Here is a 26,383-nt window from a genome sequence, read left to right on the forward strand (position 1 = left end):
GGGCGGGCAGATCATCCACACCCGGAGGTGCAGCATGCGTACCCCCCTGGCCTGTGCCGTACTGATGGTGCTGGCATTTGACAGCATGGCACAGGGCACCCCGGCCGCACAGGTCGACGTTCAATTCGAACACCCGGAGAACTTCCGCGATGCCAGCCTCGACAGCGCAGGCTACGAGCGCGGCGCCGAGACCCAGGTGATGCAGGCCATCACCGCACACCTGCAGAAACTCGGCCAGCGCTACCTGCAGCCAGGCCAACAGCTGGTCATCGACATCCGCGACATCGACCTGGCGGGGCGTTTCGAGCCCTGGCACAGCCAGGCCTACGAGGTGCGCTTCATGCGCGACATCACCTGGCCCAGCATCGACCTGGTCTATACCCTGACCCAACCCGGCCACCCCGCCGTTCAGGCGCAGGAACACCTGAGCGACAAGATGTACCTCAGCCGCCCCGGCCGCCAGGCCAGCGGTGATCGCCTGTTCACCGAGAAGGCCATGCTCAGCGATTGGTTCCGCCAGCGCTTCGCCCAGTTGCCGCCGTCCTGAACTCAATCGCGCAGGCGGGCCAGCGCCAGCGGTGCGATCAGCCTGTGGAACGGCGCCACTGGCAGCATGTACAACCGGCCCAGCAGGTTATGGGTGCGCACCACCGTGCTCACCAGTACCAGGCACCGGCCGTTGCTTGCGGGGCGTCGCGTGAGGGCGATGTGCACATCCAGGTGGCGGTCGCAATCGGCCAGCAACACTTCGTCCTCGGTGCTGGCCAACAGCGTGAAGATGCCCACCCGGTCCCCAGGCCGGTAGCTGCCAGGCGGGCGAGCAGGATCAATGGCGGTCAGCCGCCCCAGGTCCTTGAGCCCGAACAGCCCGACCAGGCGATTGCGCAGCACCATGAGCGCGTCGATCCAGCCGGGCATGCCGGCCATCAGCCGCAGGAAGTGGGCCATGGCGGGTTGGTGCGGGCCGGCCAGCTCGATCGCCCGGCAATGGCGGAACCCTGCCCGCTGGGCGTGCTCGGCGATCAGGGAGTCTGTCGGAATCGGTGCGGCGTGGCTCATCGTCATCTCCTTCCATGAAATCGACGCCCTCCCGCTGGTGAGGGCGGACGGCTCGATTGTATGCTCCGTGCACGAACCTGCGCCAAGGATGGAGTCGACATGAAGTACCTGATACTGGCCCTGGGCAGCTATGCCTCCAGCTACTACCTGGTGGGGCTGCTGATCCGCGGACGCCTGGCGGACATCGTCGAAGGCCTGCGCCATCGCCCTGAAGGCCCGCCTCCTGGCCAATACCTGCGTGAGGTCCAGGCCCATGCCCGCCGCGCCCATCGCCACTACGGCCTGTCCGCGGGGACGCTGCTTGCCGTCGTGCTGGGGTTGCTCTGCGCCTGGCTCGGCTGAACCTTCAGAAATCCAGCGCCAGGCTCTGGCGCCCCTCCAGCGCCAGCAGAAACTGCTTGGCCGGCAGCCCGCCCGCGAAGCCGGTGAGGCTGCCGGACGCGCCGATCACCCGGTGGCACGGGGCGATGATCGAGATCGGGTTGCGCCCGTTGGCCGCGCCAACCGCCCGCACCGCGTCGGGGTTGCCGATCTGCCGGGCGATGTCGCTGTAGCTGCGGGTCTCGCCGAAGGGGATGGTCAGCAGCGCCGCCCACACCTGGCGCTGGAATTCGGTGCCGGCAAAATCCAGGTCCAGCTCGAAGTGCTGCCGCGTGCCAGCGAAGTACTCGCCCAGTTGACGGGCGGTTTCGCGCAGCACGGGGTGATGATCATCGCGGTGCAACTCGCCCAGCCGCACACGGTTTTCGCGCTCGTGCTCCCAGAGCACGGCGGCCAGGCGCTCGCCCCGGGCCACCAGGGTCAGGGTGCCGACGGGAGAAGACTGCAGCGTGAAAGCGTTCGACATGGCGGGCTCCTGCCGTGAAAGCGAAGGCTCACTCTACCCATCCCTTCGCGGCGGCGCATCCGCTTTCTTGCCCACTGGTCATGCCTGGACCAAAGCTCGGCCCAGGCACGAAGCAGTGGGCTAGGCCCGCGAACACATGAGCGCAGCGTCGAGCAGACGCCCCTTGTCGTACCAGGCATCACGCTGGTAGGCGAGGAACTTGTATTGCCCATCCACCTGCTGCATCTCGACCAGGCCAGAGGCTTTGCGGGGGTCGGTACTGTCGACGAAAAGCTCAACCGTGCCGTTGCTTTGCAGCAGGTAGGTCTTCGCACCACCTTGCAACTCACCTTGCACGCAACCCAGGTATTGCGGCGGGTTCCTTGCCGTCATGCCGGACGTGTAGTCATGCCCCGCGCGAACATCCGTGTTGTTCGCGCAACCGCCTAGCAACAGGCTGCAAGCACTGGCCAGCACCAGTAACGTGAAAGCCGCCTTCGACCGCTTGATTGAGCATTTCATGCAACACCTTCCGATCCCCCGCCGAGAAACGTTGGAAAGCTGCGGACTGACCCTTTTTAGTTATGAAATCGCGCTAGACACCCAGATGCTACGCTAGCTAACTATTTTAGCCGCACCCGGTCGACACGCTATGCGGGTTGGCTATAGCCATCGAGTGGTTTGGTGAGTTCGCAGGCATGGGCGCCCCTGCGTGGCAGCCCTTCGTTCACATGGGCCGGACCGCTGGTCTGCCATGCCACTCGGGACAGCGAAACAGGCGTCTACTGAGGGGCAGTCCCTGTGACACAACCAAGAAGACACCCATGAGGTGCACGCCCATGAAACACCTCCATAAGTTGGTGCAGCAACGTCGTCGACAGTTGCACGTACATATGTCGCCCAGCGGGTTGCAATCGGCTCCGGACGAAGGCTGGGCCATGTCGGCACGCAGTGCCCCAGCACAGGAAGCTCGCAAGGTCATGGACGGAAGACGTGCACGTGAAGCGCTCGACCTTGGGCTGAACAACGTAGCCAACCTGCACGCCGCTCCAGTAACCACTCGGAAGGTAAAAGGTACGGCCGCGCTACAGACCTGAGCGTGATGCCGTCAGGTTCTTTGTTGTCAATAAGTACCCCAGGCTTGCTATCGTAGCGCCCCTGAACCTGACAGCATGGAAGCAGCACGCATGGCGGCATGGAAAACCCTGGTCTTTGCCCTCCTGGCAACGATCAGCGCACAGGGTTTTGCGGATGAAAAAAAGGGCACGTATGAAGGTGTCATGTTACTGATCACCATCCTCCCTTTCACACCCTTTACCGCCACCACCGGACTTTCCGAAATGGCGAAGGACAACTTCAAGCCCGCCAAGGACGATGCACTCACCTTCATTGGCTCAGGGGGCAAGATCCGCGGGGCGCAGTTCGAGCAGGCCGTTCGTTACTATCACGCAGCCTACGACCCTGCGCCCATGACGGATGATCAGCTGGCCCTCGCGATAGTGACGACATTCTGAGACTTTTCGGGGTCAGTACCGACGGTACTCCTGGCCATGATGATCGCCATCGTAGTAATGCCGGTGATGCCCGCCATCGTGCCAGTAAGGCCAGCAGCCACTGAGCAGCAACACACCACACACTGCAACGGCCCAAGCGGTCGTTCGTTTCATCTGAATACCTCCTGCCTGGCAAAGTCAGGCCTTGCTCAGGTTTGACCCCGCGCAGACAGGAGGTTCAGGCATGGCCTAGGCTTTCATCAAGCGCTTCATGATAAGCGATGGACCAGGCTCAATAACGGCGATGAGGATCGTTGTAGGCACTCCAGTCGAAGCTGAAGTGTCCGCTGTTACTGCCTGGGTTGTAGTTTTCCATCAGCACGTTGCGTTGCACCGTATCCCAGTCCAGCGGCGTGACGGCATTGCTCGACGGAACGATGACCCGCTTGCGCTGGGTAATGGCCGACAAGTAGTACAAGTCCACCCGCGAGCCCACTGCCTGGGTTTTGCTGTAGGCGAAGGCATTGGCATTCTGCCGCCCTGCCGAGGTGGCGTTGTGCGCATACACCAGCACGACCTGGTAAATGACGAACGTCCCTGGCCCCTTCATCTCGGTGGTATCGGTGAACGACTGCGTGGTGGACCAGGACTCGCTGCGGGTAAACCCGGTGGAAATCTCCGAACCCACGTTGACGATATCTATGTTGGCGCCAACGCTGTACTTGGCGTTGACACTGGTCTCGAAGGAACGGGTATGCCCCTTGGTCAGCTGATAGCTGAGGGTGGTCGTCACATTCTGTGGAATGGAGATGGTTTCCACATACTGTAGGTAGGCAAACACCGGGCGGGTATAAGTGCCCCAGTTCTGCTTGCCGATGTAGATATCGCCATAGACAGTGATACCGTCCACCCAGCAACCTTGCTTGGGTGAGCTGTAGTCCAGCAAATAACCATCGATCGCAAAGTCGCCCTTCTTGGTCGGGTACTGGTCGAAGCGGCCAGACAGGTTGGAAGTCAACGCGGCCCGCGTACTTGCGGCCTCCTTGCTCACCTCGTCCAGTTCGATCGAATGGCTTTGAGGCTGGCCCAGCTCTTCCTTGATCGTCATCGTCCTTCCCTCGTTGCATGAGTTCAAAGTGCCAGATGGCGCTGCGAAGTATCGAAGGTTGCACAGGATGCTCAAGGCCGATTTACCGCGTCGCTGGAGCAGCGATTGACGCCCACGCGCGTAAGCGCACTGCCCGTACTTATTTGATTCAACGACTTGCAACGCGCGCCTGAGGCCCACCTTGTAAGATTTGGCAACACTCCCAGGTCGCCATATACCCAACTCCCAGAAACTGAACGTAATGGATGCTGTCTGTTTGCCATCGATAACGACTGAGGTCGCCCGGTTCGACGTGCGGGCCGGGTAGGATCAACGTCGCGGGCCCCTTCCATAACGGCCCCGATTTCCCGGTTTACCCGCGCGCGCATCCTCTGTACAGAGGCCGCAGCTATCACTTTTCAAGGCTGAAAGAGCAAAACCATGAAACACAACATTCTCCTTGTTGCCGTCTGTGCAGCCCTGCTTCAAGCCTGCACCCCGGCTTCCACTTCCCATGAAGGGTCGCCTTCCATGCCCGCCACTTCCTCGTCTGTCGCAGCCCAGCCAGCACTCTCGGCCTACTACTGGAACCTGGCTTCCGCCAAGGATGCTTCCGGCAACCCCATCGCCAGCCTGGACAATGGCGTCGAACGCAAGCTGCGGCTGAACTTCTTCGACAGGAAACTGAACATCAGCGGCGGCTGCAACGCGCAGTTCGGGGGCTACAGCTATCAGGACGGTGTACTGAAGGTACAGCCACTCGCCTCGACCCTGATGGCGTGCGACAAGCGCTTGATGGACCTGGATGCCCAGGTCGGCCGCCTGTTCAAAGGCGACCTGCGCACGGTCATCACCACGACCGGCCCGGAGCCAGAGCTGCTGCTGACTGCCCAGGACGGTTCGGTGCTGAAGTTCCACGGCGAAGCCACCCCAGAGACCCGCTACGGCAGCAAGGGCGAGATCAAATTCCTCGAGGTGGCCGCCAAGACCGTCAAATGCAGCCACCCGCTGATCCCGAACTACCAGTGCCTGCAAGTACGCGAGCGCCGTTATGACGACGCCGGCCTGCAACTACCAACCGAGGGTGCCTGGCAACCGCTGTACCAGTCCATCGAGGGCTATGAGCACCATGATGGCGTACGTACCGTGCTGCGAGTGAAGCAGTACGCGTGGAAGAACCCGCCCGCCGACGCGCCGTCGCACGTCTATGTGCTGGACCTAGTGGTCGAGCAGGATGCTTCTGGCAAAGGCGAGTAAGCGCACCGTTGGTTGCAGGCCGATAGCAATCTGCCTGCAACCTGATAATCATGCCGAGCAGTCATCCAATCTGCCCATGCGGTCGATGCCTGTGATGAAAGAGCATGGGATCAGCCGTCAGTCCCCATACAACTGTCTTCATACCTATGCGACAATGCGCGCAATGTTCGGCCTCAACCCCCGCATTTTTCGCCCAACAGCTCGGGCACTGCGTGCAAATGCGCTCATCGGCGTATGCACGCTGGATCAACTCGTCCAACGACTGGCAGGAGCACGAAAAGCTCCAGATTGGTCCGTAGCTGCTAAGACGCCACGTAAGTTATTGATAGGTAAGCGCATTGATCTCCACTGCTAACATCACCATGCAGTTCGGCTCCAAGCCGCTGTTCGAGAATGTCTCGGTCAAATTCAACAACGGCAACCGCTACGGCTTGATCGGCGCCAATGGTTGCGGCAAGTCGACCTTCATGAAGATCCTCGGCGGCGACCTGGAGCCGTCCGGCGGCCAGGTGATGCTCGAGCCGAACACCCGCCTGGGCAAGCTGCGCCAGGATCAGTTCGCCTACGAAGAATTCACCGTGATCGACACCGTGATCATGGGCCACGAGCAGCTGTGGAAGGTCAAGGCCGAGCGTGACCGCATCTACTCGCTGCCGGAAATGACCGAAGAAGACGGCATGGCCGTCGCCGAGCTGGAAACCGAATTCGCCGAGATGGACGGCTACACCGCCGAATCCCGCGCCGGCGAGCTGCTGCTGGGCCTGGGCATTCCCCTGGAACAGCACTTCGGCCCAATGAGCGAAGTGGCGCCAGGCTGGAAACTGCGCGTGCTGCTGGCCCAGGCGCTGTTCTCCGATCCGGACGTGCTGCTGCTCGACGAGCCGACCAACCACCTGGACATCAACACCATTCGCTGGCTGGAAACGATCCTCACGGCGCGTAACAGCACCATGATCATCATTTCCCACGACCGTCACTTCCTCAACAGCGTCTGCACCCACATGGCCGACCTGGACTACGGCGAGCTGCGCGTGTTCCCGGGCAACTACGACGAATACATGACCGCGGCCACCCAGGCTCGCGAGCAGCTGCTGTCGGACAACGCCAAGAAGAAAGCCCAGATCGCCGAGCTGCAGACCTTCGTCAGCCGCTTCTCGGCCAACGCCTCCAAGGCCAAGCAAGCCACCTCGCGCGCCAAGCAGATCGACAAGATCCAGCTGGCCGAGGTCAAGCCGTCGAGCCGGGTCAGCCCGTTCATCCGCTTCGAGCAGACCAAGAAACTGCACCGCCAGGCCGTCACCGTCGAGAAGATGGCCAAGGCCTTCGACGACAAGGTGCTGTTCAAGGATTTCAGCTTCGCCATCGAAGCCGGCGAGCGCGTCGCCATCATCGGCCCCAACGGCATCGGCAAGACCACTCTGCTGCGCACCCTGGTCGGTGAGATGACCCCGGACAAGGGCGAAGTGAAGTGGACCGACAGCGCCGAAGTGGGCTACTACGCCCAGGACCACGCCCACGACTTCGAGGACGACGTCACCCTGTTCGACTGGATGGGCCAGTGGACCAGCGGCGAGCAGGTGATCCGCGGCACCCTGGGGCGCATGCTGTTCTCCAACGACGAGATCCTCAAGTCGGTGAAGGTGATCTCCGGGGGTGAGCAGGGCCGCATGCTGTTCGGCAAGCTGATCCTGCAAAAGCCCAACGTGCTGGTGATGGACGAACCGACCAACCACCTGGACATGGAATCGATCGAGGCGCTGAACCTGGCGCTGGAGAACTACCCGGGCACCCTGCTGTTCGTCAGCCATGACCGTGAGTTCGTGTCGTCGCTGGCTACCCGCATCATCGAGCTGACGCCTGATGGGGTGGTGGACTTCAGCGGGACTTACGACGATTACCTGCGTAGTCAAGGTGTGTTGGTCTGACTCATTGCCAACTCAGCTGTTGCCAGCTGCTTTCCAATGAGAAGTAGAGCCGACAGTCGAAAAAGCCGCGCCCGACTCTTATAGCTCCCTGTAGGAGTCGGGTTGTTCTGTTCACGCTTTGCCGGAAGCCTTCATGACTATCCGGGTCAACCTGCTTCAGTGCGTGGGCTCAAGTTCAGTAGCAAAGCCTTAGACCGCCCACTCACTAAACCTTACCGTACACAAAATACTTATCTGCAGAGCCATCACACTCAACAAGGAGGACGAATTCCCCAGCACACGCCTGCGTCTTGGTAATCATCCAGGTAGTTGAGCGCCTTATTGGTACGGGCTCCCCAAATGGTGGATTACAATCTATTTTCACACCCTCGCCTAACCTGTGCACACTTAACGTCACCGTGAGATCAAGCTCAAATAAGGGGCTGGAAGGTGACACATCCAAACCGACTACCGCGAACCCGCTGGAAGCATCAATAGGATTGGGGTGCAGCGGCACCTCTTGGGCAAAAGAATTTGGAATCAAAGCAGCCTTCCCCACATCAAGAGGGGGCGTCGAATCTCCGAAATTAAACGTCAGTCCGAACACCCCTTTTGCGTCTGACTGACCATTGATTTCCCACGAGAAAACACCTGGCAAGACGAAATGCTCGACACCATAATCCGGCTCCATCACTACATCACTTTCCTTCAAATGGGACAGCTCGACAAACTCCACCCACGCAGTGATTTTGTCATGCCCCCATAAAGGGCTGCTCGCTTTCGCCAACATACTTGCGAGCCTAGTTTGCCCACCCCAGAACACCCCCTTGTTATTCCAACCGACAGCCAGATCAAGTTCATCGGTCAAGTCCAGGGATAAAAGTATTGCTTCGCTCAAGACAATCTCGTTCGAAAAACCATCCATACAGATTCTCAAAGTGAAACTACCGCTGACGTCTGCCCCCCTCAGCGTCCAGCTCAAGCCTTGCTCAGTCATGTCTTGCTTGTGGTTTTCCCCATAACCTGGGTTTGCGGGTACCTGCTCCTCATCCAAGGTCCCACCGTCAAAGGTAATCCAGCCCTTGAGCGGGGTTCTCCCCAGCCCACTGTGCTCTCTGGGCACAAGCTTGATGCAGAGCGGCTTCCCCCGGCGCAGAACCAGTGCTTTGGCGCCGAACGGCTCCTCATCGTCATTGATGAACACCTGCGCTTCGTTGCCCAGCTCACGGGACAGTGCCAGCGCCTTTGGCAGCATCAACCCGTTTGTGAAGCCGGGCATCTTGATCGTCAAGCCAAACTGACCACTGTTTCCGCTATCCGCGGCCTTGAGACACCATGCGACCCCCGCATTCGTAACCCCCTCTCTCTTCGTGCCATATGTTGGCGTAGACGGCATCTGACCCTGCGAGAACTGCTCTTCGATTTGTTCGAAGTACAGGGTGGCGGCAAGCTCCATAAGCCCCAGCGGGCTGTCGGCCTTCGGTACGATGCGCACCTCTATCTCGTCACCTCGGTGGAAGATCGGCGGCAGGCCGCCAACAGACTCCTTGGGCGTCATCTCGGCCTCTTCAGCCAGGTTGGCCGACATCTGCACCCCAGGTTGCTTAAACAGTAGGCTCTCGCCCAACTGCAACGACCTTACATATAGGTTGAATAGCCCGCTCTTATCGCCACCGGTGATGTCCCAGGTAAGCCCCTCCGGTGGCATCTCCCGTGGGCCCGTGGGACTGAACTCGATGCCCAGCTCGCCGCTGCCGTCCAACCAATCCAGTGAGAGGCTGTCGCCAAGAAAGAAATCGCCATCAGGGGTCAGCATCAGCTGGTAATCACCACCACGAACCAAGCGCATGCCCTGAGAAGTGAACTCGATAACCTCCCCATCCTTTTCCCGCAAGACCACCTTCAGTTGTTCATGCCAGGGAGCCTCGACATAGGCCCGGAGACTTCGATCTCGCCAAGTGTTGTGCCCCAATGCGTCTTCGCAGGTGGCCTTGATCGTTATATGGTCTTCAACGATGTCATCTTTCGAGGGCGTGTACTCAAACTTCGACTTGCCCTCCACATCGGTCTCGATGACCCGGGGCACCTGCTCTGCAACCGTCCACGTCACCCTGGCACCCTGAATGGGGCGCTCGACGTCGAAGACGCTTTTCACCGTGGCGGTCAAGGTTGTGGGTTTCCCACCCTCGGCAATTGGGACCGTGCCGTCCCAGTCCAGGTCGGTGACAATGCCGTACCAGTGATCGCCCACGTGCGCGCTGATCGGATACATGGGCGCCTGCCAGTAGCTGCCCAGGCCCAGCGTCACATCGCCGGACAGCACGGCATCGCCAGGCGTCGACGTCAGCGCCCACTCGGCCCCCGTGGCAGATAGAACGTGATAGCTGGCTTCCTCATCGACAGTGTCGGTGACGAATGCAGGCTCGGCGCTCAAACCGTAGAGGCTAGGCGCAGTGCCGTCAGCGCCCATCCAGCGCAGGCTGAGTTTCTGCTCTAACCAAGTGCTGCCATCTGGTGCCTTGACCTCAAGGCGATGCCTGGCGCCGTGACACAGCTTGAACGGCGGTGAATCCAGGGAAAAATCATTGTCCGAATTGCCGTCGGGTGAAAGCACGATCAAGCACAATGACGTTTCGGTCGCCTTGAGGGGGGCTTTGGCGGATTCCCTGGTGAATACCTCGGCGATGAATTTGATGAGTGCGCAGACCATCACCCTGAGGGTCGAGAACAACGTTGAAGCTCGAGAAGTTTCGCGTCTGGGCATGGCGGTCTCCGGTGTGCGTCTGCACGGTGCCCGAAGACCTTAGTGGGCTTGGCAATCAGGCGAAACTGGCAAAAATATCAGGGGCACAGCCCATGAAGCGCGCTGTCGCCAGGGCGCAGGGGCAGCCAACAGCTGATTGCAACGGCTGTTCACCGGCAAAGCTGGCGCTCATGGAGCCACTCATTCCCATTGATTTTCCGGGCCCCCTGTGGGAGCGGCTTTGAACTGGTCAGGTGTCCAAAATCATCAGGCCTGCTCAGCTTGCCTGCAAAGGGAATGCCCCAACAGCCATGAGGCAACGCATGTTCATATGAAACCCTGGTCAATTTGATAGGTATGCCCCCTGCGTCGAACATCGTCATAATTCAGTCACCACATTGATGACTTTCGGTGTAGCAAAACCCTCCACCCATATTTCCAGCGTATAAGCTCCCGGATATTTATCACTGCCAATGTGCCAAGCTATACCGCCTGGATCCATGAATTTCATTGTTCCGAATTCCGGCAAGACACCTATCCCCCCACCGCCCTCGATGAGATTCACCCAGCCGCGGAGCCGCGTTCTTCCCAGCGGGCTTTCCGGGTGCTTATCGGGTTTCATCACTAGGACTTCGGTTAATACATTGACCTTCAATCTCATCACGCGATCAAAATACACCTCATTGATGTACATATTGATTTCGTCACCCAGGTTTCGTGACATCAAGTAACCTGTTTCCATATCCAATGACTCCGTGAAACCGGGTATCTCCACGCGCAAGCCGAATTCGCCGCGACTCTCCCTTGGCACGATCGCCCAAGTGACGCCACTGTTCGGTGTCACGGGTTCTGGTTGCCCATAACCCGGTGTCGCGGGCAGGTACGTTTCCGACAACTGCGCCTCCTTCTGATTGAATTTCAACGTCGCAGAAAGCCCCGCCAGGCCCAGTGGGCTATCCGTCTTCGGCACGAAGCGCACGCTCTTTCTCACTCCGACTTGGAAAATAGGTGCAACCCGCTCACTTGCCCTCTCGATAATCAGATCACCTTCGTCAATCAAGTGCTGTGACAGCAGCACCACCTTTGTCAACACGGTCGGTCCGCTGAACCCTTCGACATGGATCTGCAGCTTCAAACTGCCACTGACGTCCCCCCCCGTCAGTGTCCAACTCAAGACCCCCTCGACCATTGCCCGCATGTCCTTATAGTCCGGCACCGCAGGTACCTGCCCCTCACTCAGCCCCTCACTCTCAAACGTCAGGCAACCCTTGAGCGGGGTTCTTCCCAGCCCGCTGTGCGCTTGCGGCACCAATCTGATGGTGAGCGGTTTGTTTCGCCGCAAAACCAGCACATTGCCGTCCAGCGGTACATCGCTGTCATCGATGAACACCTGCGCCTCTTCGCTCAACACGTCGGACAGCGCCAACGCCTTGTCCAGCTTCAGCGCGGTGCGGAAACCGGGCATCCTGACTTCCAGGCCAAACTGACCGCTGTTGCCATCGCCCGAATCTCGAGGGCGGAGCACCCACTCGACGCCAGCCGCCGTCACCGTTTCACTCTCCGTGCCATAGTCTGGGGTGGACTGCACCTGGCGTTGCGGGAATTGCGCTTCGAGTTCCTGAAAATGCAACGTGGCGGCAAGCTCCATCTCTCCCAGCGGGCTCCCCGCCTTCGGCACGATGCGTACAGCCTTGCCTATGCCCCGGTGGAAGATCGGAGGTCTCTCTTTCACCTCGATTGTGACCTCCAGATCCGCTTCGTCTGCCAGGTTGCCCGACATCTGCACCCCTGTTAGCAGAAAAGGCATCTGCACAGCAGACATTGCAACCAACAGGTTGAACTGCCCGCTTTCACCACCGCCCCGAACGTCCCAGCCAAGCCCCGCCTCGGGCAACGGCCTCCCGTGTTCGGGCTCACCGGTGGAGGGGAACAGTTCAATCCCCAACTGCCCCCACTCCCCTGGCCACAGCAGCTTGGTCGGTTGGCCGATAAAAGAACTGCCCGCCTCGGGTACCAGGGTCAACGTGTGACGACCGCCCTGGGTCAACCTCGCCCCCAACACGCTGAATGGGATGAGCGTACCTTCATCGTCGCGAAGCTCCACCTTCAGTTGAGCTGGCCATGCATTGCTGGCAAAGGCAGGCAGTGCCAGCGGTTCACTTTCGCTGGTCTTATCCAAGTCATCTTTGCAAAATGCGCTGAAGGTCACTCGGTTATCAGCCCCTATCTCCCCAGCCAAGGGCGTATATGACAAGCACGCCTTCCCGTCCTCCCCGGTCAGCACGGGCTCTCCATAGTCGGCGCCGTTGAGCTTGAAACTCACCCGTTTCCCCGACATGACACGGGCATCGTCAAAAGGGCTGCTCACGGTAGCCGTCAGGAGCGTGGAGGTGGGAGGATCGACAATCGGTACCACCTCATTCCATGTCAGCTCGGTGACTACAAAATGGAAATCGCCCACATCCATCGAGAATTTGTACTTGGGGGCCTTCCAGTAGCTGCCCAGGGCCAGCAGTAGATTGTGACCGGACTGCGCCACTCCTCCCTTCGCGCTCAGCTCCCAGTTCGCGCCGGTTTCGCTGGACAAGCACAGGTAACTCGCTTCGTCCTCGGGCGGCAATGTGCTGTCAAATTTGAAGGGAGGTATCGCGCTCAGGCCGTAGGTCTCTGGCCGCCCCACTTCCCAGTGCACGCTCAATTTTTGACCGACCCATGTACTGCCATCCGGAGCCCTGACCTCCAAACGATGCCTGGCGCCGTGACACAGTTTGAACGGCGGTGAATCCTGGGGAAAATCGTTGTCCGAATTGCCGTCGGGCGAAAGCACGATCAAGCGCAATGGCGTTTCGGCCGCCTTGGAGGGGGCTGTGGCGGTTTCCCGGGTGAATAGCTCGGCGATGAGCTTGATGAGTGCGCAGACCATCACCTTGAGGGGCGAGAACAACGTTGAGACTCGAGAGGTTTCGCGTCTGGGCATGGCGGTCTCCGGTGTGCGTCTGCACGGTTCCCGAAGACCTTAGTGAGCTTGGCAATCAGGCGAAACTGGCAAAAATACCAGGGACACAGCCCATGAAACCCGCGCTGTCGCCGGTGCGAAGGGGCAGCCAACAGCTAATTGCAAAACCGGCTCTCATGGAGCGACTCATACCCATTGATCTGGCAGGCCCTCTGTAGGAGCGGCTTTAGCCGCGATCACCCGCGAAGCGGGTAGCAGGCACCGCGTTGCCTGCATCGCGGCTACAGCCGCTCCTACGCTCCCGGCGCGACAGGAACGGTGTCATCAAAGCAACAGGTTGCCCCGCTCCTCCTCGGTCAGCTGGGCCTTGGCCCGCTCATCCAGCGCCCCGGCGCCCAACACCTGCACCGGGCTCTGGCGGTTGTACTGCGGGTTCAGGCTTGCCCCGTCCTGCCCCGGCACCAGCCGCTCGCCCCCAAAACCCAGCACCTGCACGGTGATCACCGACGGCTGCCGCGCCCGGGCCGCCGACTGCTGCTGGCGGCCGGCCTCCTCCGCTGCCTGGGTCGCCGACGAGGCCGCCGCGCTGGCCGAGGCGATCGCCCCGGTGTTCACCGAGGCCACCACCGGCATGCCCTTGGCGTCGCCCTGGACCTGGATGTTGGCGGCGTTGACCACCTGCAACGCGGCGATGTTGACGTTGCCCGACACGCGGATCCCGGCCTCGCCGGCATCGATGGTGCCCAACGGCGCGATCAGGTCGATGTCACCCGGCGGCACCTCCGCGATCGGATTGAGCGTGGCGATACCTGCACCCGTGCTCGGTACGCTCGGCGCCAGGCCGACGTTGCCCCACAGGTCGTAGGTGCGCTTGGGCGGGGTGTAGACCACGGTGGTCTTCGAGCCACGGCCAGCGTTGATGTCGCCGCTGGCCGACCAACCGAGGATCGAGCCGCCGAAGGTGGTCATGATGCGGCTCTGACCGAGCAGGATGCTGCCCTGGGCATACAGCTGGATATCGCCGCTGCCCTGGGTGATCACCCCCGCGCTGGCCGGTGGCGCCTCACCCTCGATACCGAACACCTGCTGGCCGCCCGGCGTCAGCATCTGGATGTCGCCACCGAAGTCGGTATGGATGCCGGAACCTCCGTAGAACGTGGCGTTGCCGGTGTAGCGGATCGGGTTGCCGGCCACGTCGCGCTCGGGGAACAGCGCGGCGATGGCCTGGCGCCCGCGCAGGTAGCTGCCGGTGCGTGGACCGTCGATGTCGTTGTACTCGCGCCCACCCTCGCGCAGTTCGGCGAAGTACACCTGACGAGCGAAGATGCGCTGCTGTTCGGCGGGCAGCGTGGCGAACAAGGCGCGGGCCGCTTCGCCGTCACCTTCGAAGGCATGGCGCTCGCGCAACCAGGCCTGCAACGCGTGCTCGTAGGCCTTCACGACCTTGTCCGCTTGCCCGCTCAGTGGTTGCGACGGGTCGGCCAGGCGCGCTGGGTCGAGATAGCGGCGCAGCAGGCCAGCGTAGTCGGGACCGTGCTCGCCGGCACCAACGATCAGCGCGACGGATGCGCCATCGCTGCCACCACCGCCGACCCGGCCGATACTGTTGATCGCCGCTTCCTGGTAGGCCGAACCCACGCCCTGCCCCGACTGGAACAGGTTGCGCCCGGCCACCACCTCCAGCAGCCCGGGGCCTGCGATGTTGAAGGTGCTCAGGCGAATATCGCGCCCCGCGCTGACCAGCGACACATCGTTGCGGTCGCCGTGGATGATCAGGTTGCCGGTAGACCGCACCGTGCCCTGGCTGCTGAACCGCAAATGGGCAAGTTCACCCGGTGCATTACGCCGACCCTCCAGGGGCACACCGGCATTGACGATGTCGCGCCCGGCCATGATCCGCGTGGGCCCTGCGCCCTGGTACAGCTTCAGGCCGCTGCCGCTGAAGGTGATCAGTTCGCCGGTGTTCAGGCCGACGATGTCGCCTTGCAACGCGTAGAAGCGCGACGGCGCGCGCGGGTCCGCCCCCTGGAGCGAGTACGTGTTCAGGCCATAGGTGTACAACGGGTAGGCGCCCCGCTCGCTGGCCAGGTCGCCATGCAGGTTGCCGGCCTTGGTCTGGCCATTGCTCAAGCGGCCCAGGAACGCCGGGCGCTCCGGGGTGGCGAGCGGCGTGCTGTCGGTGCCGGCCTGGCTGATCACGTAGCCACCGGCGTAGATCGAGTGGCCGGCCAGCAGTTGCAGTTCGGCGTTGGCCGACGGCGCGGTCATCAATGAGAAGGGTGAACTCTCGAAAATGCCAATGTCGGCGGCGGAGCTGCCGTAGTACAGGCTGCCATTGGCCGCGACCGCGCGCAGGGCGGTCGGGTAGAAAAGGCGCCCGCCATCGAGCGACAGGTTGGCGCTGGCAGCGCTTCTGTCGTGGGGCGCCACCACCGGCACCAGGTTGCCCCCCGCGCTGAGCAGGTCGACCGCGGTGTCCGCACGCCACAGCGAGAACCAGCTGAAGCCATCGGCCTTGTAGGCCCGGCCATCGTCGCCGGTGAACGGCAACGTGTTGTACTGCGCCACCCGACCTGCATCGCCGACACCTTGCACCACCCCATCGCCGCGCGCCTGCAAGCGCACCGCGCTGTCGCCCGGGGTCAGCACCAACCCACCCAGCGCCCTGGCACGGGTGGCGGTGTAAGGGTCGTAGGCGCGGGACTCGTGGGTATCATGGAAGTTGCTGTAGCTGCCGTATTGCTGCTGGATCACCCCGACGCTCGCCGCCTCGACGCCCAGGGCGCCGCGCAGGTTGACCAGGTTGCCGGCCAGGTCCGTACTGGCCTTGGCGGCCGCGACGGCGCCCAGCCCCGGGTTGAGGCCGCCACCCACGCGCAGGTCCAGGTCGCCGCCACCGGTCTGCACCACCTTGCCATCGGCAGCGACCCGGCCGCTGCTGGCCACCACCAGGTTGAGGCCCTGGCTGCGCTCGATATCGGCCAGCTGCGCGCCGCTGGCCTGCAGCAAACCCGCATCCCCGCCCACCGAGACAGCCAGGTTGCCGCCGCCCAAGGTACCAATGCCAGTGAAGCCGACCAACCACGGGTCGACAGGGTCTGCGCCAGGCTTCTGCGCATAGGTGCCGAAGTTGATGCCCCAGGCGGCCGGCGTGCCCGCCTCGCGCTGCCCCTGGCGCCACAGCCAGCTGCCGACGGCGGCCGTGGCCTGCTGGGGACGGACACCGCCCGCCTCCTGCTTGCCGACCATCAGGTTGCCGGTCAGGTTGCCGCCTGCCTCGATGCGCACGTTACCGCCCTGTTCGGGGTACCAGGCACGGAAGTTCTGCGCGGTCACGGCCTCATAGGTGGCGCCGGGTGCGCCCAGCAATGAACCATCGGCTTGCTGGCCGCGGGCGATCAGGTACGGGTCGCGGCCGTCGACGAGCATCGCCGGGGCCTGGGTGCCGGCCGTGTAGACGCCGAACAGCGAATCCATGCGCCAGTCGCCGGCGCTGATCAGGTCCAGGTCGCCGGTGCCGGTACGCAGCACGCTGAACAACTGGGTGGTCGGCGTGACCACGATACGTTCGGGCTCGGGCTTCGGCTGTCCGGGGTCGTCGATTTCGCGGCACCAGTCGGGCACCAGCTGGCAGAACACCAGCTGGTCCTCGGTCACCGGGTCGCCGGCCGGGAAGCCTGCTCCGTTGTCGGGTGCCCAGACGATGATCTTCTTCGGCGGCGCGGCCACGCACCAATCGGGTACCAGTTCGCAGAACACCAGCTGGTCCTCGGCCACCGGGTCACCGGCCGGGAAGCCCGCGCCGTTGTCCGGGGCCCAGACCAGGCCCGGCTTGGGCTTGGGCGCCGGCACGCACCAATCGGGCACCAGCTCGCAGAACATCAGCTGGTCCTCGGCCACCGGCTCACCCGCCGGGAAGCCCGCGCCATTGTCCGGCGCCCAGACCATGCCGGTGCCCGGCGCGGGGCCACCGCCACCGGTCTTGACCTGGCCGGCGATGTAGTGCTGGTCGGCCAGGCGCAGCAGGCCGGCATCCGGTTCCGGTCGGGTCAGGCGATTGTCGGCGGCGTCCAGGTCGGCACCGGCCACCAGGCGCATCGACCACGACTGCGAGCCTTGCGGCAACATCTGCGCCAGGGCCCAGTTGCGGCCCTGCTGGCCATTGACCCTGGGGCGCAGCTCGATCAGGTCGACGCCTGCGGCCAGTTTCACCTCGGTGCCGGCCGGCAGCCGGGAGCCGGCCGCCAACGGCAAGGCGCCCCGCTGGCCGAGGCCGCCCTCGGGCAAGGTGACGCCCTTGTTCCAGGTGCCACCCTGCACCGCCACCGCCACCGGCAGGCGGCTGCCGGCTTCCAGGCGGCTGCCCTGGGCCAGGGTGACCGCGTCCTTGAGCAACGTGCCGGCCGCGTACAGCAGGTTGCCCGCCTGGTCATAGACTGCCGCGTCGAGCACGGTGCCGGCAGGCAGGTTCAGCGCCGCCGCCAGGAACAGCGCGCTGGGCAGGCGAGTATTGGCCGGCAAGGTAGTGTCGGCGAATGGCAAGTCGAAGTTGAGCACGCTGCCCCCCGGGTAGCGGGTGCCTTCGGCCAGTTCGACGCCGCTGCGTGGGATCACCAAGTCGCTGTCGAAGGGCTGCTTGCCCGGCAGCAGCAACCAGCCACGGCCATCCATGCGCGCTTCGTCGCTGGCGAACTCCGGCGGCGCGAAGCCGTCGTTGATGCTGCCGTAGATCTCCAGGTTGCCGCCGGCACGCAGCACCAGGTTGCCGACCTCGCCCGAGCCGTAGGCCAGGGTTTTCTGGAAGGCTGGGTTGAGGCTGGCATAGCGATGGCCGGACAAGTCCAGGTCGCCCTGGACGATCAGGTCGGTGCGATTGTCGACGGTGGCGATCTCCACCCCCGGACGCAGGTGCAGGGCCTGGGCATACAGGTTGTTGTTCAGGCCGGCCAGGCGGTTGTCGAGCAGCTCGCGATTGCCCAGCAAGGCATTGATGAACAACTCGCTGCGCTGGTGCTTGGCGTCGAGGTAGGCCTGGTCGATGGACTGGAACGGCCTGCCGCTGGCCGCTATACCACCCGTGGGCGCGTCGGTGTAGCGCTGGTTGCCCACCACCGCGATGCTGCGCGCCCCGAGAATGTTCAACGGCCCACGGGCCTCGATGGCGATGTCGCCGGCAATATCGCTGACCAACCGCGGGGCGATCAGTTGCAGGGTACCGAGCGCACGCCCGTCATGCTGGCCCGGGCCGCTGCCGGGGCTGGCCGTGGTGCCATGGCGCAGGTCGAAGGTCGCCCCGCTGGCGAGGTTCAATTGCCCGTTGCCACTGTTCAGCTCGATCAACGCCCGGTTCGGCGCCTCGATGATCGCGCCACGGCTGTCGACCCGCAGCACGCTGCCATGGGCGTCCAGCTGGCCGTTGCCGGTCACGGTCAGGCCCTGCTTGGCGGCCAGGCGGATGCTGCCGACCTGCTCGCCGCTGGCATCGACCCGGCCGGCGACGGTCAGTTGGCCATTGTCGAGGGAGACGCTGATGTCATGGGCCTTTAGCTCGTTGCCGATCACCAGGTCGCCCTGCCGAATCTGGAACGCTCGGCCGCCGAACACCTGGTCACGGTTCAGGCGCTGGTTGAGGCCAGCGAAGTCGTCCAGTTGCCGGGCGCGGATATCCACCACGCCCTGGGCATAGGGCACCAGGGTGCCGCCGGCGTTGTAGCTGCCACTGGCGGCGCCAAGGTTGTGCCCGAGCAGCTCGACGCGCCCGCCCCGCTCGCCCAGGGCGATCGCGCTCAAGCGCCCGGCGCGGTTGTTGCTGGCGCTGAGGTCGACCTGTGCGCCGGCAGCCTGGCGAATATCACCGACGCGGCTGCGCAGCGCCAGGTCGCCGCCCCAGCTGTAGCGGGTCACGTCGTTGAAGGTCAGGGCACGGCCTGCCAGGTCGATGCGCGCGTGCTCGCCCAGGTTCAGATCGTCGTTGGCCTCGAGGGTCAGCTTGCCGCTGGGCAGGCTGAAGGTGCCGTCGATGGACAGGCGCTGGCCGCTCAAGGCCAGCTCCGCACCCAGGCTGTCACGACCGCTGGCCAGGGCCGTGCCGCCGCCCATCACGGTCAGCTGGCCACCCGCGACAATGCGATTGACCGAGCCGGCGGCGCCGGTCCACAGCGGGGTGCTGACCAGCAGGTCGCCGCCACTGTACTGGAAGGCGCCGTCCACGAACGCGCCGCGCTGATGATGGACGCGCAGGCTGCCCTTGTGGTTGGCGCTGATCTGGCGGCTGGCCTGCAGGGTGACGCGGGTAAAACCCAGCACCTGGCGCGCCATGTCGTCGCTACCCTGGGACTGGCTGTTGGGGCCATAGCCAAAGTCCAGGCTGCCGACCTGGATATCCAGCACCCCGTCGCCACTGCCGGCGCCCCCGGCGATGGGGGTGCCCGGCAGGTGGCGTGCGCCGTTCCAGATCAGGCTGTCGGTGCGCAGGGTGGCCCGGTCGCTGGCGCTGCCATGGCCGTAGATCGCCGGGGTGCCGAGGATCAGGTCACGCAGGCGATTTTGCCCAGTCTGGCGGTCGTAGGTGTCCAGGGCGGTGGTGCCGAAGAAATTCAGCGAGTCGGCGGCCGACAGGCTCAGGGTCTCCAGGGCCGGCACCCCGGCCTGGGTGTCGCCGCGCAGCAGGCGGTCGAGCACGCTCTGGTTCAGGGTCAGCCCTTCACCCAAGGTGCCCGCCGTCTTCGCAGCCGCCAAGGCCTCGGCGGAACCGACGTTGATCCGGCCCACCGCCAGCCCCAGGTGCCGGGTACCGAAACGCACCTGCTCATCCAAACTGAAGCGCTTGTCGGTGGCGGCGAACAGCGAACCTTCCGAATACAGCCGGGTGGCGCCCTGGCAGGCCCCGCTGGGGCAATCGCCGATCAGGATGCTGCCTGGCGCGAAGAGCTCCCCGGCCACCGCCGGCAGGACATCGAGGCGCCCGTTGGATACCGCCAGCAGGCCATGCTGGCTGGGGTCGATGAGGAAACCGTCATTGGCATCGTAGGGCACCCGGCCCTGGCCCAGGGTGTCGATGGCCGCGCCCTGCTCGACGACGATGCCGCCGCCGCTCCTGCTGGTCGAAAGGAACACCTCGCCCGCCCGCAGCTCGGCGCCGGCGCGCAAGCGGATGGCCGTGGTGCTTTCGGTGAGGCTGAGCAAGTTGCCGCCCTGGCCATAGCTCACTTCCGGGCGGGCCCCGATGCTCAGGCGCGGCGCCTTCAGGGCGTTGAGCTCGCTGGCGAGGATTCGCGTCAGGTCAACTGTGTCGGCCCGACCGCTGGCCCCGGGGCCGAGGATCTCCAGGTGCTCGACGCCCATGACGGTCACGCTGCCCGGGCGCCCGCCTTCAGCGGCGGCGAAGTTGGCCTGCCCTGCAAAGCGCAGGGTGCTGGCCGCGTCGTCGTTGGCCCGCAGGCGCAGGGTCAGCCATTTGCCATCGGCTTCGCTCGCGGCGCGCGGCACACCCTTGGCGGCGGCATCGGCGGCGACGAAGCGGGCATAGGCGGTCTCGTTGTACTGGGAATAGCGCCGCAAGGTGTCGGCGGCGGTGAGGATGACCTGGCTGGCGAGCGGCTGCCGGAGCGTGGTGTTGGCCACCGACAGGCTGCCCGACGTGGTCCAGGAGCCGTTGCGCATCGCCAGGCTGTCGGCCTGCGGCCCCGCCTGGGCCAGGCCGTTGAGTTCGACGCGGTAAGCGCCCGGCAACAGGGCATAGCTGGCCGGCAGCAAGGTATAGGTGCCGGCGGCGAGCCCCGGCACGCCGTGGTCGAGGGTGATCCGCTGGCCGATGGCCGGGTCTGTCGCGCCGGAGGCACCGGCCAGGGGCGCATAGTCCAGCGCCAGCCCCGGCACGATGGCGTAGACCGGGTTGCTCGCCAACGACGGCAACAGCAGCCGGCCATTGCCGTCCAGTTGCACCAGCGGGTGATAACGCGCGTCGGTGGAGCCACCGCGCCCCGAGACGAAGCCCGCGCCGGTGAGCTCGCCGCCACCGGACAGGTCGATCAACGCCCCGGCCTGCACATCCACCTGCCGCGCCCCGAGCATGATGCCGTGGGACGTGTCGCCCGCCGCCCCGATCAGGCTCACCGCCTTGCCGCCATACTGGTAGCTCAGCCCGTCGAGGGTGCCACCGTAAGGCATCAGCAGGCCTGCGGCGCTGACCGAGGTGATGCTGCCCGGCAGCAGGCGCAGCAGTTGCACATCACCCGCCGCGCTGCGTGCCTCGGTACCCAGGGCGACCTCACCGAGCGGCGCGCGGAGCACCCCGCCCTGCTCCACGGTACCGCCCTCCAGGCGCACGCGACCGAACACCGACTGCGGCACCGCGGGCGTGGCGGTGCCGACCCGGCCGATGCGCAAGGTTGCGTCCAGGCCTGCCGCAATGGCGCCGAACGCTCCCGTGACCGGATAGATCTGCGCGGCGAGCAGTTCAAGGCCGGCGTTGCTGGTGAAGCGCCCGCGATCAACGACCGGGTTGGAACTGCCCAGCAAACGGATATCGCCTTCGCTGCGCAGGCGCCCCAGGGCGAAACCGCGACGGTCGAACGGCAGGCTCTGGCCAGCGGCCAGGTTCAGGCGCCCATGGGCGCCCAGGCTGACCTCATCACGCAGGTCGAGCAGGTTGGCCTCGACCTGCAACAGCGCCTCGCTGGTGCGTTGCGACTGCCCGCCCTTGACCGTGGGGCGCGTCGCCAGGTCGCTGCTCTGGTGCGTGCTACCGGCCAGGCGCACGTAAGGCGCGTGCAAGCGCACCCGGGTGTCGCTGGCCGCGCCTTCGGCGAGCACCAGGGAGCCGGTGTACAGGCGCAGGTCCTGAGCCAGCCCCAGGTCGACATCGCCGGCGAACGCCAGCACACCGTCGCTGAGCAGCGCCAGGCTGCCGAATCCGCCGGCCTGGATGCGCTCGATGCTCAAGCGCCCCTGACCATAGCGCAACGGCCCTTGCACGGCCGGGCTGGTGTGCTGCTCGAGTATCAGTTCACGGGGCGCGACCAATCCATCCACCAGCGCCCGGTTGAGATAAAGCCCGGTGTCCAGCGCCACCGCCAGACTACCCGCCGCCGCGCCCAGGCCACCGGAGGCGGCGCTGAACTCGCCGTCCAGGCGCAGGCCGTTGTTCGACGCCAGGCTGATGCTGCCACCCGCGCTGGCGACCTGCAGCGGCCCCTGGCCGCGTATGTCCAGGGTCGCCTGGGCACCGTCGGCACGCAGGCGCGAGCCCTGCTCGAGCACCACGAACAGGTCGGCCGCCTCACTGACGCCCTTGGCCTGGTCGAGGTTGCCGCCGATGACGATGCTGCCGCCGGCATCCACCCGGCCGTAGCGCCGCCCTTGGCTGTCCATGGCGGTGTAGGCACGACCGCCGACATCGATCAGCGCCTCGCCACCCAAGTGGATCGAACGCTGATGGGGCGCCTCGGTGATCCCGGAAGCCGCCAGCGGCGGGCGCTCCTGCAACAGGCTCACCGCGCCGCCCGGTGCTTGCAGGCTGCCGTCCAGCGTCAGTTGCGCAGTGCTGCGCAAGGCGATCGACTGCAGCGGGTCGACACTGATCGCGGCACCCCGGCCCACCACCAGCGCCGCCGCTTCGCGCTTGGCCTGGTTGAGCATCACATCGCCCGCCGCCAGGTTCAGACTGGCACCGCCGCGCTGGCCCAAACGGCCTTTGATGGCGTCTTCCTGCAACAGCGGCGGCAGCCACAGCTTGGCCTGGTCGAACACCGCGCCACCGGCGTCCAGCTGTTCCACCGGCCGGATCACTTGCACCTGGCTGCCTTCGGTCACCTTCAGGCTGCCACTGGCCCGCACGTTGTACTGGGCAAAACCCAGCGCGAAGAAATCCTCGGGGAGATAGACACCGGCGGTATCGCCGCGCGGTCCGCCGATCTGCACAGTGCCACCGCGGATGTCGAGGGTGCCGGCCCCGCTGTTGCCATACCCTCGCAGCTCGCCACCGAGCTGCAATCGGCCGTTGCTATCGCTGCTCCCGGTGCTGTCGAAATACGCCGTCTGCAAGGTGAGATTGCCGCCGCTGCCGCCGAGCAGCCGATTGCCATCGCCGCGTACCAAGCCCCCCGAGACATCGAGCAGGCCGCCCTGGCCCAGCACCAGGTCGCCGGTGCTGCGCAGCACCAGGTTGCCGCCATTGCGCCAGGCGCGTTCACTGGCCTCGCCGTGGTCGCTGCGCACGCCACTGGCATCCAGGCGTACACCCGCTGCGACGACCACCTGCGCCCGCAGCCCCGCCGGCGCTGCCAGCGCCTGGTCGACCACCGCGCCAGCGTTGAGTTGGCCAAGCACGTTGCCCAAGCGCAGCGTCCCCCCCCGGGCGACCAGGTCGGCGTCGACCTGCACCTGGGTGCCGTGCAACGCCAACTGCCCGCCATCGGCCAGGCGCAGCGCATCGGCAACCTCGACCCGTTCGCTGGCGGCCACGCTCAGGCCACCCAGGGCGAAACCGTTGAGCAAGCCGGTGTCCAGCACTAGGCGACCACGCCGGGTCTCGTCCAGCGGCGCTTGCAAGGTCACGCCCGCGCTGTCGCCTCGGGCGCCGTCGCGCAGCGATACCTGGCGCAGCACCGGGTACAGGCCATGCACCAGCTCCTTGCTCGACGCCTGGTACAACGGCACCTGCTGGCCAATCACCAGTTGCGCGCCACGCGCCTGGGCGGTATGCGCCTGCTGGTAGCCATCCAGCCCGGCCACGGGGGCCTGCTGCTGGCGCTGGTCGCGCCAGGTCTCCCCGACCAGTTGGCCATCGAGCAGCGCGGCCTGGGTGGCGACCACCAGGCTGCCGGCATCGCGGCCCACGGTGTAGCCCTGTTCGAAACGCTGCCCCGGGGCGATCAGCGGGTTGTGGAACAGACGGGTCTGGTTCCAGCGCGCGCTGGTCTGCTCGAAACCCTGGTAGACACCGGTGTACAGCAGGTCGCCCGGCGCACGGGACAGCTCATACAGGTGGCCATCCTCGCCACGCAGCCAGCTCTGGCGGATGACGCCGTCCTGCACGGCCAGGGTGCCGCCGGACAGGTTGATCCGGGCCCCCGCGCGGGTCACCAGGTCCTGGCCGGTGAAGGTTACCGTGCCGCCCTGGGCCATCCACTCACCGACGCTGTGGTTGCGCGTGCCCAGGTAGCCGCCGACTTCCAGCAGGCCGCCCGCCGTGTACCAGCGGTCGCTGGCGTAGCCGTTGACCCCGGCGGCGACCTGTACCAGCTCACGCACGTCGACCCAGACATCGCTGTTGATCAGGCCGCCCTTGTCGCGATTGCCGGGCGCGTCGCGCTGTTCGTTGCCTTGCACATTGATCTTGATGAGGTTGCTTTCCATCGCCACCTTGACGCCCAGGGCGCCGGCCACGTCGATGCCCGCGCCATCCGCCACCAGGCTGCGGCGGCCCGCGCTGACCGCCACCTGCCCGCCCGTGGCGAGGGTCAGGGAGCCTTCCTGGAAGTGCACGGTGCCGCCGCTCACCGCCTCCACCCGCGATTGCTCGGGGCGGTCGACGACCGTGCTGAGGTTGTCGAAACGGCCCGTGGCCAGGTTGCCGGTGCTGCCATTGACCAATGCCCGCGAGGCTTCGCGCTGGCTGTCCAGGGCGCTGCTGTCGTCGAGCAGCACGGCGGTCACGCTGCCCTGGCCGAAGGTCACGCTACCTGTGCTGTCGCTGGCCGCGTTGAGCAGGTGGATACTGCCACGACGGTCCACTGCGGTACTGGCCAGGGCCACGCCCTCCTGGCGCACCTGGTGGCCGGTCAGGGTGATATCGCCGCCCGCGGCCTGGACCAGGCCACGGTTGACGACCGTGCCTGCGCCGCTGTCGCCACGCAGGCTGCTGGCCACCTCATTGCCCCGGGTGGTCGAGAACTGATTGGCCTCGGTGCCGCGCCCCCGACGAATATAGAAGTCGTCGCCCGCCGCCAGGGTAGTCTGCCCCTTGGGGCTGGCGATCTGGCCGTCGTTACGTACCTCGCTGCCCAGCAGCAATACATAGCCGCCGCCCGCGGTGGAGGTCGCCGGCTCGCGGGTGTGGATCTGCGCGCCGCGCTCGACCACCACCTTGCCACCGGCATTGACGAAGGTGGCCTGGCTGGCGCTGTTGTCGACATACAGCCCGCGCTGGCTGAACTGCTCGTCGCTGACCTGGGCTGCGGCGGCCACCAGGTTGCGCACGTTGACCTGGCTGGCGCCGTTGAACACCACGCCGTTGCGGTTGACCAGCATCACCGTGCCGGCGGCTTCGATCTGGCCGTGGATCTGGCTGGGGCGGGCATTGGGGTCGTTGACCCGGTTGAGCACGGCCCACTGAGCCTGCTGGTCGAAGGTCACCGTGGTGTCGCGGCCGACGTTGAACGTCTCCCAGTTGAGGATGGCCTTGTCTGCGGTCTGCTCGATACGCACCTGGGTCTTGCCGCCGTTCTGGACCTGCTGGGGTGCCTTGGCATTGAGCCAACCCTGGGTCAGCGGATTTTCGTCGACCTTCAGGCCGCCCTCGCCCAGGCCGTTGGGCACCACCTGTGGCTGGATCTGGGCCAGGGTTCGTCCGTTGGCCTGTGCCGCCTGTTGCGCGGCGATGGCGGCGACCGTGTTGTTGAGGTTGTTGACCGAGTGCTGGAACTGCTGGTTGATGCGCTGCTGCTGGGCCAGCGGCGGTGGCGAGCCCGGTTGCGGCAGGCCAGCGCCTCCCGCGGCTGCGGCCGGCGCGGTCGAGGCGCCCTTGGCGGCGAACCAGGCCGAGCTGAACGCCTGGCCCGCCTGGGCGCTGCCCGCCAGCAGGAACAAGGCAATGGCCTGGGCCAGGGGCTTGAGCAGCAGGGGTTCGCCGCAAGGCTTGCCACGCGGTTGCACGGCTGGGGCTGGGGAGGCTGGCTGGGGCATGCCGCGCGACATCGCTTCGGTTCCTTATGCTGGGGGATGGCGGCGGTGATGCCGCTTTGCCTTAAGGCGCCTGGGGCGGTGGGGGACCGAAGGTTTGTCATGCAAAGTTCATGTGCTTGCGGTAGGGGCATTTCGAGGTGTTCGGCGGGAGG

13 protein-coding genes are annotated in these 26,383 nt (G+C 64.8%); 5 read left to right on the forward strand and 8 right to left on the reverse strand.

The window, feature by feature from the left end:
- Nucleotides 1-34 precede the first annotated feature (34 nt).
- Complete coding sequence (locus PSEEN_RS14645) at nucleotides 35-547, forward strand: DUF3016 domain-containing protein (protein WP_011534317.1); 513 nt, start codon at nucleotides 35-37, stop codon at nucleotides 545-547.
- A 2-nt stretch (nucleotides 548-549) separates the two neighbouring features.
- Here PSEEN_RS14645 and PSEEN_RS14650 read toward each other — a convergent pair whose 3' ends face one another.
- Nucleotides 550-1,059, reverse strand: coding sequence for a DUF2867 domain-containing protein (locus tag PSEEN_RS14650; RefSeq protein WP_011534318.1), 510 nt, complete (start codon nucleotides 1,057-1,059; stop codon nucleotides 550-552).
- 99 nt (nucleotides 1,060-1,158) lie between these two features.
- Here PSEEN_RS14650 and PSEEN_RS14655 point away from each other — a divergent pair, with 99 nt between their 5' ends.
- A complete protein-coding gene (locus PSEEN_RS14655; protein WP_011534319.1) occupies nucleotides 1,159-1,401 on the forward strand; it encodes a hypothetical protein in 243 nt (80 codons plus the stop codon).
- A 4-nt stretch (nucleotides 1,402-1,405) separates the two neighbouring features.
- On the opposite strand, the gene PSEEN_RS14660 is transcribed toward PSEEN_RS14655, so the two are convergent.
- Both PSEEN_RS14660 and PSEEN_RS14665 read right to left on the reverse strand, forming a co-directional pair.
- Nucleotides 1,406-1,906: a methylated-DNA--[protein]-cysteine S-methyltransferase gene (locus tag PSEEN_RS14660; RefSeq protein ID WP_011534320.1), complete on the reverse strand. Its 501-nt coding sequence runs from the start codon at nucleotides 1,904-1,906 to the stop codon at nucleotides 1,406-1,408.
- 120 nt (nucleotides 1,907-2,026) lie between these two features.
- Nucleotides 2,027-2,407: a hypothetical protein gene (locus PSEEN_RS14665; protein WP_231845271.1), complete on the reverse strand. Its 381-nt coding sequence runs from the start codon at nucleotides 2,405-2,407 to the stop codon at nucleotides 2,027-2,029.
- Between the two features lie 650 nt (nucleotides 2,408-3,057).
- On the opposite strand from PSEEN_RS14665, the gene PSEEN_RS14670 reads away from it, so the two are divergent.
- Nucleotides 3,058-3,399, forward strand: a complete 342-nt coding sequence (locus PSEEN_RS14670; protein ID WP_011534323.1) for a DUF2388 domain-containing protein — start codon at nucleotides 3,058-3,060, stop codon at nucleotides 3,397-3,399.
- Nucleotides 3,400-3,411: 12 nt separating this feature from the next.
- On the opposite strand, the gene PSEEN_RS26670 is transcribed toward PSEEN_RS14670, so the two are convergent.
- Both PSEEN_RS26670 and PSEEN_RS14675 read right to left on the reverse strand, forming a co-directional pair.
- Nucleotides 3,412-3,552 carry a hypothetical protein gene (locus tag PSEEN_RS26670; protein ID WP_158020260.1) on the reverse strand — a complete coding sequence of 47 codons (141 nt, stop codon included), beginning with the start codon at nucleotides 3,550-3,552 and terminating at the stop codon, nucleotides 3,412-3,414.
- A 118-nt stretch (nucleotides 3,553-3,670) separates the two neighbouring features.
- On the reverse strand, nucleotides 3,671-4,486 hold the full coding sequence (locus PSEEN_RS14675) for a beta-barrel pore-forming toxin monalysin (protein ID WP_011534324.1): 816 nt from the start codon (nucleotides 4,484-4,486) through the stop codon (nucleotides 3,671-3,673).
- 510 nt (nucleotides 4,487-4,996) lie between these two features.
- On the opposite strand from PSEEN_RS14675, the gene PSEEN_RS14680 reads away from it, so the two are divergent.
- Both PSEEN_RS14680 and PSEEN_RS14685 read left to right on the forward strand, forming a co-directional pair.
- Nucleotides 4,997-5,722: an META and DUF4377 domain-containing protein gene (locus tag PSEEN_RS14680; protein ID WP_231845272.1), complete on the forward strand. Its 726-nt coding sequence runs from the start codon at nucleotides 4,997-4,999 to the stop codon at nucleotides 5,720-5,722.
- A gap of 338 nt (nucleotides 5,723-6,060) precedes the next feature.
- Nucleotides 6,061-7,647, forward strand: coding sequence for an ABC-F family ATPase (locus PSEEN_RS14685; protein ID WP_011534326.1), 1,587 nt, complete (start codon nucleotides 6,061-6,063; stop codon nucleotides 7,645-7,647).
- 205 nt (nucleotides 7,648-7,852) lie between these two features.
- Here PSEEN_RS14685 and PSEEN_RS14690 read toward each other — a convergent pair whose 3' ends face one another.
- The 3 genes from PSEEN_RS14690 to PSEEN_RS14700 form a co-directional block, all read right to left on the reverse strand.
- The gene (locus PSEEN_RS14690) at nucleotides 7,853-10,390 is read right to left on the reverse strand and encodes a hypothetical protein (RefSeq protein ID WP_011534327.1); all 2,538 of its coding nucleotides are present in this window, start codon (nucleotides 10,388-10,390) and stop codon (nucleotides 7,853-7,855) included.
- A gap of 358 nt (nucleotides 10,391-10,748) precedes the next feature.
- Complete coding sequence (locus PSEEN_RS14695; RefSeq protein ID WP_011534328.1) at nucleotides 10,749-13,346, reverse strand: Ig-like domain-containing protein; 2,598 nt, start codon at nucleotides 13,344-13,346, stop codon at nucleotides 10,749-10,751.
- Between the two features lie 303 nt (nucleotides 13,347-13,649).
- Nucleotides 13,650-26,243: a filamentous haemagglutinin family protein gene (locus PSEEN_RS14700; protein ID WP_011534330.1), complete on the reverse strand. Its 12,594-nt coding sequence runs from the start codon at nucleotides 26,241-26,243 to the stop codon at nucleotides 13,650-13,652.
- Nucleotides 26,244-26,383: the final 140 nt, after the last annotated feature.

Origin of the sequence: Pseudomonas entomophila L48 (assembly GCF_000026105.1) — a bacterium.
GTDB lineage: Bacteria > Pseudomonadota > Gammaproteobacteria > Pseudomonadales > Pseudomonadaceae > Aquipseudomonas > Aquipseudomonas entomophila.

Excerpts from the sequence above, each read along its gene's own strand:
- PSEEN_RS14650 (WP_011534318.1), bottom strand. The coding sequence starts at position 1,059 with ATGAGCCACGCCGCACCGATTCCGACAGACTCCCTGATCGCCGAGCAC.
- PSEEN_RS14645 (WP_011534317.1), top strand. The coding sequence starts at position 35 with ATGCGTACCCCCCTGGCCTGTGCCGTACTGATGGTGCTGGCATTTGAC.
- PSEEN_RS26670 (WP_158020260.1), bottom strand. The coding sequence starts at position 3,552 with ATGAAACGAACGACCGCTTGGGCCGTTGCAGTGTGTGGTGTGTTGCTG.
- PSEEN_RS14695 (WP_011534328.1), bottom strand. The coding sequence starts at position 13,346 with ATGCCCAGACGCGAAACCTCTCGAGTCTCAACGTTGTTCTCGCCCCTC.
- PSEEN_RS14655 (WP_011534319.1), top strand. The coding sequence starts at position 1,159 with ATGAAGTACCTGATACTGGCCCTGGGCAGCTATGCCTCCAGCTACTAC.
- PSEEN_RS14680 (WP_231845272.1), top strand. The coding sequence starts at position 4,997 with ATGCCCGCCACTTCCTCGTCTGTCGCAGCCCAGCCAGCACTCTCGGCC.
- PSEEN_RS14700 (WP_011534330.1), bottom strand. The coding sequence starts at position 26,243 with ATGTCGCGCGGCATGCCCCAGCCAGCCTCCCCAGCCCCAGCCGTGCAA.
- PSEEN_RS14675 (WP_011534324.1), bottom strand. The coding sequence starts at position 4,486 with ATGACGATCAAGGAAGAGCTGGGCCAGCCTCAAAGCCATTCGATCGAA.
- PSEEN_RS14670 (WP_011534323.1), top strand. The coding sequence starts at position 3,058 with ATGGAAGCAGCACGCATGGCGGCATGGAAAACCCTGGTCTTTGCCCTC.
- PSEEN_RS14665 (WP_231845271.1), bottom strand. The coding sequence starts at position 2,407 with ATGAAATGCTCAATCAAGCGGTCGAAGGCGGCTTTCACGTTACTGGTG.
- PSEEN_RS14660 (WP_011534320.1), bottom strand. The coding sequence starts at position 1,906 with ATGTCGAACGCTTTCACGCTGCAGTCTTCTCCCGTCGGCACCCTGACC.
- PSEEN_RS14690 (WP_011534327.1), bottom strand. The coding sequence starts at position 10,390 with ATGCCCAGACGCGAAACTTCTCGAGCTTCAACGTTGTTCTCGACCCTC.